The organism is Enterobacter cloacae complex sp. IR5458, from assembly GCF_049238025.1.
Lineage (GTDB): Bacteria > Pseudomonadota > Gammaproteobacteria > Enterobacterales > Enterobacteriaceae > Enterobacter > Enterobacter kobei.
The window spans coordinates 1-9,809 of sequence record NZ_JBMKIF010000067.1; the positions used below are offsets into that span (position 1 = coordinate 1).

Sequence of the window (9,809 nt, forward strand, 5' to 3'; positions counted from 1 at the left end):
AAGCCTATCTCTTATCTGGAGATACAGCTACTGTCTGGTGTTTCAGGGGGCTACATCAGTCTGGACTGGGCAGATAAAAAACACGATGTCTGTGTTAAGTTTAAGAACGGTGAACGTGTATTCCATGTGATTGAACATACAGCAGAAGCGCTTGACGTCTGGCTTACCGAGTTACATCAGAAGGTAAAAGGCAGGATCGCTATAGCTCTCGAACTGAAGAAGGGCCTCGTGGTGTATGCTCTTCAAAAATATCCGTTTATCACCGTTTTCCCTGTCCACGCTTTGTCCCTGGCTCGTTACCGGCAGGCCTTCTCACCCAGCGGCGCAAAAGATGACCCGCTGGATGCTGAGCTGGCATTAGAGTTAATGCTGCGCTATCCCCAAAAGATAAAGGCCATTGAACCCGATAATGCGGATATTCGCTTACTTCAGCAACTGGTAGAGCAGCGTCGTCAGCTGGTTGAAGATAAACGCCGTTTTGTGAACCGGCTAATCAACACGCTTAAACAGTATTATCCTCAGCCCCTGGAGTGGTTCTCACATCGGGGTAGCTTGCTATTGTGTGAACTGATTATGCGATGGCCTAGTCTGCAACAACTAAAACGAGCCAGGCACGACACGATCCGCAACTTTCTCAATGCCAAAGGAGGCCGCGCAATGGCCCTTACCGAGCAGCGTGTTGTGAGTATTGATAATTCCATCCCGTTGACGACGGATCCGAGTGTTATAGAGGCTAATGCTTTGATGGCAACAGCACTGGCGACACAAATTAAAGTCGTGAGTGAAATCATCAAAACCTATGACGAACGAATCGAAACGCTGTTTGACTCATTGCCAGATGCAGGGCTGTTCAAATCACTTCCGGGCATGGGGCCGTGTATGGGCCCACGAATGCTTGCTGCACTTGGTGATAACCGTGATCGGTTTAACAGCGCCGAAGAAATTCAAAATTACGCGGGTATTGCACCGGTGACAGAACGAAGTGGCCAGAAATCCTGGGTACACTGGCGTTGGCAGTGCGCGAAGTTCGTCCGACAGACATTCGTGGAATGGACTGCGAAGACGGTTAACTCATCGTACTGGGCCAGACTTTATTACCAAGGCCAGCGAGAAAAAAGGAAATCTCATCAGTCAGCGATCCGGGCTCTGGCATTTAAATGGATAAGGATCATTTATCGCTGCTGGAAGACCAGAACCCGGTACGACGAAGCGAAATATTTGCTGGCTCTGGAAGCGCGAAAGTCGCCCTTACTGAAGCCATAAAAAGCTTGTCGAATGTCTCAGGGCGTGAAGCTGACATTTATAGAAAGAGTCCGCGCAACTGATGCGACATGAGAAAGCGTCATGTAATCAATGTCGGTAAAATTACTTCTAAACAGGAGACTAATGATAAGCAGAGATCAAGGTTCAGACCTCTGCCTGATTGAACATGATCAGCTGTCTCCTTTATAATATTTTTGTGCACTTACCGAGGAGATATAATCAGACTGAAAAGACTTTTTCGCATCAGAGCTTCCCAGCTCGCTGTTGAGTTTCGCTATATCAAGTGACCCGTTCCAGCGAGAAATAACAAGAGTAGCAATCCCATTGCCAATAACATTAATGAGTGCGCCCCCCTCTGAAATAAAGCGATATACTCCAAGAACAAGTACCAGACCCGCAGCCGGGACACTGTTCAATGATCCCAGCGTGGCAGCAAGTGTGATAAATGCGCCACCACTGACACTGGCCGCCCCTTTCGAGGTCAGCAAAAGAATAACCAGCAGGGAAATCTGATGGGATATCGACAGGTGAATATCCAGCGCCTGAGCAATAAACACGACCAGTACCGTCATGTTGATACAGCTTCCGTCCAGGTTAAAACAGTAGCCGGAGGGAACAACCAGGCCCACTACAGGCTTGTCACAGCCAAGCTTTTCCAGCTTAGTCATCAGTCGGGGCAGCGCTGATTCTGACGATGACGTCCCCAGTACAAGCGCCAGCTCTTCACGAATATAACGCAGGAAGCGCCATAAGCTGAACCCACAAAGCTTAGCCACTACGTTAAGGACTATAAAAACAAAAAACAGGCCGGTCAGGTAGTAACATACCAGAAGGGCACCGTAAGAGGAGAGTGATGCCACACCATATTTACCGATGGTAAATGCCATGGCGCCCATTGCACCCAGCGGGGCAACATACATCACAATCTTGAGCATGCGAAAAAACGTTTTTGCGACCAAATCAATGGAATTAAGCAATGGCTTACCTGTATCACCAAGCAACTGAAGCCCAAAAGCAAACAGGATAGAGATAAAAAGCACCTGCAGGATATTTCCTTCAGCAAACGCACCAAAGACGGTTTCAGGAATAATATGCGTCAGAAAACCGGTTACGGATTGCTCATGCGCTGCTTTGGTATAAGAAGCGATAGCTCCTCCGTCCAGCGACGCGGGATTAATATGCATCCCCTTGCCAGGCTCCATCAGGTTAACACCAATTAAACCTATAATGAGAGCCAGCGTAGTCAGCACCTCAAAGTAGACCAGTGATTTCCAGCCTACCTGACCGACACTCTTCAGACTTTTCATGCTGGCAATACCACTGACAATTGTGCAGAAAATAATAGGCGCGATTAGTAGTCGGATAAGCTTTATAAAAGTATCCCCAAAAGGTTTCAAATTCACGCCAATATTTGGGTAGAAATGTCCTATTCCTATACCAATGATAATAGCAATGATGACTTGTATATAAAGGCGTTTATACCACTTTACATTATCTTTTTTCGAGGCGCGGATGCTCTGAGACATAATAATTCCTCGGAGTGATGGTGCAATTGTAGGGTCAGTAAAAGGCGTGTCATAGCACGCCCTTTGTTATTCAGACAACACGATTTTTTATTACACCTGCAAAGAAACCAGCCAGATTATAGTTAATTCCTTTAATTAGGTTATTTACCCCGGTCTGACTTGCCCAGGCAATATGGGGAGTAATCAGCAGGTTTTTATGCCGAACGTTAAGAAGCTTATTTTCAGGGGAGGGCGGCTCTTTAGCCAGTACATCCAGCGCTGCGCCAGCTATTTCTCCTCTGGTGAGGGCATCGGCCAGGTCGTCCTCATTAATTAGCGCACCTCTGGCCGTATTGATAAGCAGAGCGCTGGGCTTCATGCGTGCCAGCACATCCTGATTAATGATCTGATGCGTTTCAGCGGTCAGAGGGCAATGCAGCGTCAGGATATCGCTCTGAGAGATAACATCATCAAATAGCGTGTAACCCTCCCGCACATTATTTTGCCCGGGCCGTTCAGCAAACAAAACATTGATACCAATAGCTCTGGCAAGGCGGGCAACGGCACAGCCAATATCTCCGCGTCCGATAATGCCCAGAGTTGCTTCCTGAATGTCACCGATTGGGGATTTATGCAGGCAGAAATGTGAGGAAAGACTCCATTCGGTATGTGACGAGCAGCAGTACTCAACAAGGTGGCGCCTCAGGGCAAAGACAGAAGAAATCACGCTTTCGGAGACGCTACGAGTCGAGTAACCAGGAACATTACTGACCACAATCCCGCGCTTACGGCAATAGTCTGTATCGATACAGTCATAGCCTGTAGCCGCAACGCAGATAAAGCGCAGAGAAGGCAGTTTTTCCAGCGCGGATTTACGTAACGGTACTTTGTTAGTAATGACAATTTCTGCGTTATCCAGGACAGAGACGACATCCTCTTCCCGCGTACTTTCCCGGTAAATCCAGTCATCACAGCGCTGGGGTTTTTCTAACTGTACGGGCAACGTCCCCGCATCAAGCGTCACAATTTTCATACCGCCCCCTGTTACTGGTTTTTATAGCGTGATATCTCAATGAGATTGAGGTCGGGATCACGAAGGTAAAATGACGTAATGGGACCGCATGCACCCGTGCGGGTAACCGGCCCCTCAACTAGCGCCACGTCACATCGCTCTAGGTGCTCCTTTATTTTTTCAGCCGGATAAGAACTGATCAGGCAGATATCAAGTGAGCCCGGCACAGGAAGATGCGCTTTAGGATCTATTTCCTTACCGTATTCATGAACATTTATTTTTTGCTGACCGAAGGTTAAAGCAACTCTGTTATCACCAAACTGGTTTAGTTTCATGCAAAGTACGCGAGTATAAAAATCGATGCAGGCTTTAACATCCCGCGTAGTAATTACAATATGGTCAATATGGTCAATCATGTCGGGCTCCCTGTTTTATCTAATCTTTTAAAATTTTGTTCGAGTGATACGGGCATCTGATGTAAGTCAGAGCGTTGACCGGCTTTGACAATCGCACCATGAACTTTATGGCCAATAAGTGGCTCAAGATCACGTGATATACTGAGGAGAGCAGGCAGATCTATGTTGGTCTGATAACCCATCAGCTCAAGCAAATGCACCATATCCTCTGTACAAACATTGCCGCTCGCGCCCGGGGCGTAGGGGCACCCACCGAGCCCACCTGCCGATGAATCAAAGCGATTAACGCCTTCACTCAGTGCTGCCACGGTGTTTGCCAGCGCAAGCCCGCGGGTATCATGAAAGTGTAAAGTGATCTCTAAATCCGGGAAGTGTTGCTTCACCACACGGCTCAGTGAGGCAACCTGGGTTGGATACGCCATTCCTGTCGTATCACATAACGTCACGCCGCGAACGCCCAAGCTTGCAAAACGGTCTACAAAATTCAGAACCGTATTTTGCGGTACGTCGCCTTCAAACGGACAGCCAAAAGCCGCTGACAGAGAAACGTTAATCGCAACTGGCGTATTACTCAGCTCGTGAATCACCTGGCTTAGCTGCGAAAAAGAGGCCTCTCTGCTCATGCGCAGATTCGTATTGTTATGGCTTTCACTCGCCGACATGACCAGATTGGCTTCATCAATCTGGCAGGCCATGGCACGTTCCGCGCCACGCAGGTTCGGTACAAGAACGCTGTATTCAACGCCGGGCACTCGACGAATTCCGTACATCACTGCTTCAGCATCTTTTAGCGTCGGTATTGCTTTAGGGGAAGTAAATGATGTGACTTCCACCTTCGAAAAACCGCACTGACTAAGGCGATCGATCAATGCAATTTTGTCCCGCGTTTCTACAAAGACGGCCTCATTCTGTAAACCATCACGTGGACAGACTTCCTGCATATAAATGCGGCCAGCCGGGAATTGTCGCTGTAGACTCATACAGCCCCCTTTTCTTTCAGCATCATGCGCTGTATTTCATCAATTCCCAGTTCTGACAACACCTCTTCCGTGTGCTGACCCAGTTCTGGTGCCGCATGCCTGATGCAGCCGGGTGTAGAGAGCAGTTTAGGAACGATACCAGGCAATATAACCGGCGTGCCGTCAGGTAACTGTGCTGATAACAGCATGTCGCGCGCTTTATAATGTGGATCATTAGCGATGTCTGCAGCGTCGTAAATTTTTCCGGCCGGAATGCCGCCTTTATTCAGGGAGGCCAGTACGTCCTGCAGGCTGCGCTGACTGGTCCATTCTCCGATCGCTGCATCCAGCATTTCGACATGTTTCACACGTCCGTCATTGTGTGCCAGTGCCGGATCGGCTGCCAGATCCGGACGCTCAATAATCTGCATCAGACGCTGAAAAATAGAGTCGCCATTTCCGGCTACCAGCGCGTATTTGCCGTCTTTACAGCGGTAAGCATTGGTCGGCGCGATGCCGGGCAGGCTGCTGCCAGCGGGCTGGCGGATATGATCAAACACAGAGTATTCAGGGATCAGGCTTTCCATCATGTTAAAGACGGATTCATACAACGCCACGTCTATCTGCTGTCCCTGACCGGTCGTTTCCCTGCTTCGAAGGGCGAGTAAAACGCCGATGACGCCGTGTAGGGCAGACAGAGAGTCGCCGATTGAAATGCCGACGCGCACCGGCGTTCTGCCGGGTTCGCCCGAAAGATGACGTAACCCTCCCATCGCTTCGCCAATCACGCCAAAGCCAGGTCGATCGCGATAAGGACCCGTTTGTCCATAACCTGAAACACTTAAAACAATAAGTCCGGGGTTATTCGCATGTAGGGTTTCCCAGCTGAGCCCCCACTTCTCCAGTGTTCCGGGACGGAAGTTTTCAATCAGTACATCAGCCGTGTTGAGCAGTGATAGGGCAATTTGCTGACCTTCAGGCTGTCGCAGATCCAGCGTGACCGAACGTTTATTGCGTGACTGCGCAGACCACCATACAGACGTACCGTCATGAAGCATGCGCCACTTACGTAAAGGATCGCCTTTGCCTGGTGGCTCAATCTTTATGACGTCAGCGCCAAACTCCGCCAGCATCCTGCCAGCCATTGGCCCGGCAATTAGCTGGCCCATTTCAATAACGCGCAGCCCTTCGAGTGGTAAAGCCATGCTTCCTCCATTCACTTTTACGTAACATGAGAAAGCATTGCTCCACGTGAGGGATATGGGAATTCACATTTTTTCAGCGACCCTTTCCTGAATGGAAAGTCAAAATAGAATTTGTTTTTATATTTAAAATAACTAACTGATTAAATTGAAATTAAAATCACAGCCCTTTATTTTCCTTTTGAATAAAGAAAGCTTAGCGTGTTTCAGTAAACGCTGAATCTGGGACGTCCATCAAAAACTCCAACAGCTTACTGGCCTCAGGATGCGGACTTTTTTTGGCATTTATACCAATGCGCAGCGTGCGTATCGCCCAGTCATCTTTTAGCGTGATGGCTTTAAGCGTGGAACCAAGAAGAGCTGGCGTGATGGCTTTCAGGGGTAAAATACCTATCCCCAGCCCGGCCTGGATCATGCGACACACTGCATCAAAACTGGTGACCTGAATGCTGACCTTCAGCAAACGGCCTGCGCTAACAGCCGTGTCCGTTATTCGTCTGAGCAGTGAGCTTCCCTGATTCAGCGCTACATAATCCCATGCAAGGGTATCGTCAAACCATATTTCATCATTCAGGGCAAGAGGATGAGCTGTCGGCACTAACAGAACAAGTCTGTCCTGGCGCCATGGAAAGGTCTTGAGCGCTGTCGCGTCAACGTTATCTGCAAAGATGCCGATATCCACGCGGCCAGAGTCAACTGAATCAACTATCGCATCGCTCAACGCTTCCTCAAGATAAATTCTGATGCCAGGATTTGAGTGAAAGAAGGCGGCCAAATCTTCAGGCAGGAACTGAATAACGGCTGAAACGTTCGCCGCGACGCGAACGTGACCGATCGCGCCGCGCGCATAGTCATTCAGTTCGCTGGCCATGGAGTTAACGCTGTCCAGCAGGGACCGGGCATGACGGAGTAGCCCTAAGCCAGCGGTCGTGAGCTCAAGGCCGCGAGGCTGCCTGACGAACAGCTGGCAGTTGACATTACGCTCAAGTTCAGTGATACGCTTGCTGACCGCAGAAAGCGTGATGCTGGAAATTTCAGCCGTTCTGGTCAGGCTTTTGCAGTCCGCTGCAGTAACGAACAAACGCAACGTATTTAAATCAAAATGACTGATGTTCATAGGTTTTTTTCACTGGTTGCGAGATCAAAAATGAATGTTAAACCAGAATCATCATCCTCCTTCCAGACGGGCTGGTCATTAACTAAATATGGTTCGCTCTAATCCAAAATTGATTTATGCGCGGTTGCCAAAAGTGAAAGCCCGCTTCTGGCTGTGAGTTCAACCGATGGATGCAACACATTGATTGAACCGTTCTGCGGGTGATTCATAGTCTAGCGTTTTTCTCGGCCTTTCGTTGAGCTGTCTGGCAACACTGTTAAGTCTTTGCTGGCTGTGAACCGATAAGTCAGTTGAATCGCCACGGGTTTAACAGACACCTCAGAGTCATTTAAGATGACTTAAAGAGAGGTGCACATGAGCGGTAAGCGTTATCCTGAAGAGTTTAAAATTGAAGCAGTCAAACAGGTTGTTGATCGTGGTCATTCTGTTTCCAGTGTTGCAACACGTCTCGATATCACCACTCACAGTCTTTACGCCTGGATAAAGAAGTACGGCCCGGATTCTTCCACTCATAATGAACAGTCAGATGCTCAGGCCGAGATCCGCCGTCTTCAGAAAGAGTTGAAGCGGGTTACGGACGAACGGGACATATTAAAAAAAGCCGCGGCGTACTTCGCAAAGCTGTCCGACTGAGGTACGCCTTTATCCGCGACAACAGCCGTTGCTGGCCTGTTCGTTTGCTTTGTCGGGTTCTGGATGTCCATCCGAGTGGATTTTATTTCTGGCTTCAGCAGCCACATTCGCAGCGTCACCAGACAGATCAGATGCTGACCGGGCAAATCAAACAGTTCTGGCTTGAGTCTGGCTGCGTCTATGGTTATCGCAAGATCCATCTCGATCTGCGTGATACCGGACAGCAGTGCGGAGTGAACCGGGTCTGGCGGCTGATGAAGCGTGCCGGAATAAAAGCTCAGGTTGGGTACCGTAGCCCACGAGCACGTAAAGGCGAAGCCAGTATCGTGACACCCAACAGGCTCCAGCGGCAGTTCAATCCGGACTCACCGGATGAGCGTTGGGTATCGGACATAACCTACATCCGAACCCACGAAGGCTGGCTGTATCTGGCCGTGGTGGTTGACCTGTTCTCCCGAAAAGTTATCGGCTGGTCAATGCAACCCCGCATGACAAAAGAGATTGTCCTGAACGCATTACTTATGGCGGTGTGGAGGCGTAATCCTCAAAAGCAGGTACTGGTTCACTCTGATCAGGGTAGTCAGTACACGAGCCATGAGTGGCGGTCGTTCCTGAAATCACACGGTCTGGAAGGCAGCATGAGTCGTCGCGGTAACTGCCACGACAACGCGGTTGCGGAAAGCTTTTTCCAGCTACTGAAACGCGAACGGATTAAGAAAAGGATCTACGGAACGAGAGACGAAGCCAGAAGCGGTATTTTTGATTATATCGAAATGTTTTATAACAGTAAGCGTCGGCATGGTTCGAGCGAGCAGATGCCACCGGCTGAATATGAAAACCTATATTATCAACGGCTCAGAAGTGTCTAGATTATCCGTGGCGATTCACTTTGATCATGAAATTTCCCCCAGAAATCGCCTGGGGACATTTTAGAATGGTTCAAAGGTAACATTACAGCTTGGCGTTAACACGGTACTTACAATCGTTGTCTATCGCTCATGATAGCGAGACACTGCTGAGGATCCTCCCTTAAAGCATTTTTTTCCTGGATATTAAGCTTCTTCCAGGTATTGAACATTTTTTCACCGAGCTCAGGAATATAGTGATACTGACGGAGCGCATATTCTGAATTTCCTCCTTCCACAAGTTTCTCCATGTCACGCAAGAACATTTCCTGATCGTTATGATCAATGGTACAGAAGACCGAGCGGTAGTAGCTTTCCTCTTCTGTCGAGTAGTGAGGTTGAAGCCAAAATACGACAGCACCGGCCATAGCAACGATAGGTAGAGCGAAATATAGTTTCTTTAACATTCAGGTATTGTGTTAGTAAAAAAAGAGGAGAAGTATAACCACTATGCAATGCTAATGTAACGACAACGACAACCATAAATCATAACTGATTAGGTTTTTTAACCCCCTCTCCCCAGCAGCAGAAATCTTAGTAGGTTGTTAAATACTGGCTTACTCCTTTTGATGAAGCAAAGTTGCGCGCAAAGTATTCATTTTCAGAGAGTAAACATTCTCACCCCATGCTCCCCAATCCCCCTAGGAACTGATGACCTTTGTTACCAGTCATGTCGCCTATGTTTCTCTGTTCAGGTGAGTTTGTTAGGATTGGCGACCTGGTAATTATCGGAACAGATGATCTTGACCCGCCATTTCCGGACAGCTTTTGTATCTTAAGTTAACGATGCCCGCTGC

General features: G+C 48.6%; 9 protein-coding genes and 1 pseudogene. 2 read left to right on the forward strand and 8 right to left on the reverse strand.

Going from position 1 to position 9,809, the window contains the following annotated elements:
- The first annotated feature begins 21 nt into the window (after window positions 1-21).
- A complete protein-coding gene (locus tag ACOTYN_RS25065; protein ID WP_421634789.1) occupies window positions 22-1,263 on the forward strand; it encodes an IS110 family transposase in 1,242 nt (413 codons plus the stop codon).
- Between the two features lie 170 nt (window positions 1,264-1,433).
- On the opposite strand, the gene dctA is transcribed toward ACOTYN_RS25065, so the two are convergent.
- The 7 genes and pseudogenes from dctA to ACOTYN_RS25100 all read right to left on the reverse strand — a co-directional run.
- Complete coding sequence (gene dctA, locus ACOTYN_RS25070; RefSeq protein WP_332959583.1) at window positions 1,434-2,789, reverse strand: C4-dicarboxylate transporter DctA; 1,356 nt, start codon at window positions 2,787-2,789, stop codon at window positions 1,434-1,436.
- A gap of 70 nt (window positions 2,790-2,859) precedes the next feature.
- The gene (locus ACOTYN_RS25075; RefSeq protein ID WP_332959581.1) at window positions 2,860-3,801 is read right to left on the reverse strand and encodes a D-2-hydroxyacid dehydrogenase; all 942 of its coding nucleotides are present in this window, start codon (window positions 3,799-3,801) and stop codon (window positions 2,860-2,862) included.
- 11 nt (window positions 3,802-3,812) lie between these two features.
- A complete protein-coding gene (locus ACOTYN_RS25080) occupies window positions 3,813-4,196 on the reverse strand; it encodes a VOC family protein (RefSeq protein WP_332959579.1) in 384 nt (127 codons plus the stop codon).
- Window positions 4,193-5,176, reverse strand: coding sequence for a hydroxymethylglutaryl-CoA lyase (locus ACOTYN_RS25085; protein ID WP_332959577.1), 984 nt, complete (start codon window positions 5,174-5,176; stop codon window positions 4,193-4,195). Before ACOTYN_RS25085 ends, ACOTYN_RS25080 begins: the two co-directional genes overlap by 4 nt.
- Window positions 5,173-6,360 carry a CaiB/BaiF CoA-transferase family protein gene (locus ACOTYN_RS25090; RefSeq protein WP_332959575.1) on the reverse strand — a complete coding sequence of 396 codons (1,188 nt, stop codon included), beginning with the start codon at window positions 6,358-6,360 and terminating at the stop codon, window positions 5,173-5,175. Before ACOTYN_RS25090 ends, ACOTYN_RS25085 begins: the two co-directional genes overlap by 4 nt.
- A 193-nt stretch (window positions 6,361-6,553) precedes the next feature.
- Complete coding sequence (locus tag ACOTYN_RS25095) at window positions 6,554-7,474, reverse strand: LysR family transcriptional regulator (RefSeq protein WP_332959573.1); 921 nt, start codon at window positions 7,472-7,474, stop codon at window positions 6,554-6,556.
- A gap of 159 nt (window positions 7,475-7,633) precedes the next feature.
- Window positions 7,634-7,765 (reverse strand): annotated as a pseudogene (locus tag ACOTYN_RS25100) (IS30 family transposase); the annotation flags it as partial.
- A 63-nt stretch (window positions 7,766-7,828) separates the two neighbouring features.
- Between ACOTYN_RS25100 and ACOTYN_RS25105 the strand changes: the two are divergent.
- Window positions 7,829-8,976 (forward strand): IS3 family transposase gene (locus tag ACOTYN_RS25105; protein ID WP_332959571.1). Its coding sequence is split into 2 segments (ribosomal slippage): window positions 7,829-8,066 and window positions 8,066-8,976, totalling 1,149 coding nucleotides; the frame shifts between segments, so codons are not numbered across the junction.
- 107 nt (window positions 8,977-9,083) lie between these two features.
- On the opposite strand, the gene ACOTYN_RS25110 is transcribed toward ACOTYN_RS25105, so the two are convergent.
- Entirely contained in the window at window positions 9,084-9,419 is a 336-nt protein-coding gene (locus ACOTYN_RS25110) for a hypothetical protein (protein ID WP_332959569.1), read from the reverse strand.
- Window positions 9,420-9,809: the final 390 nt, after the last annotated feature.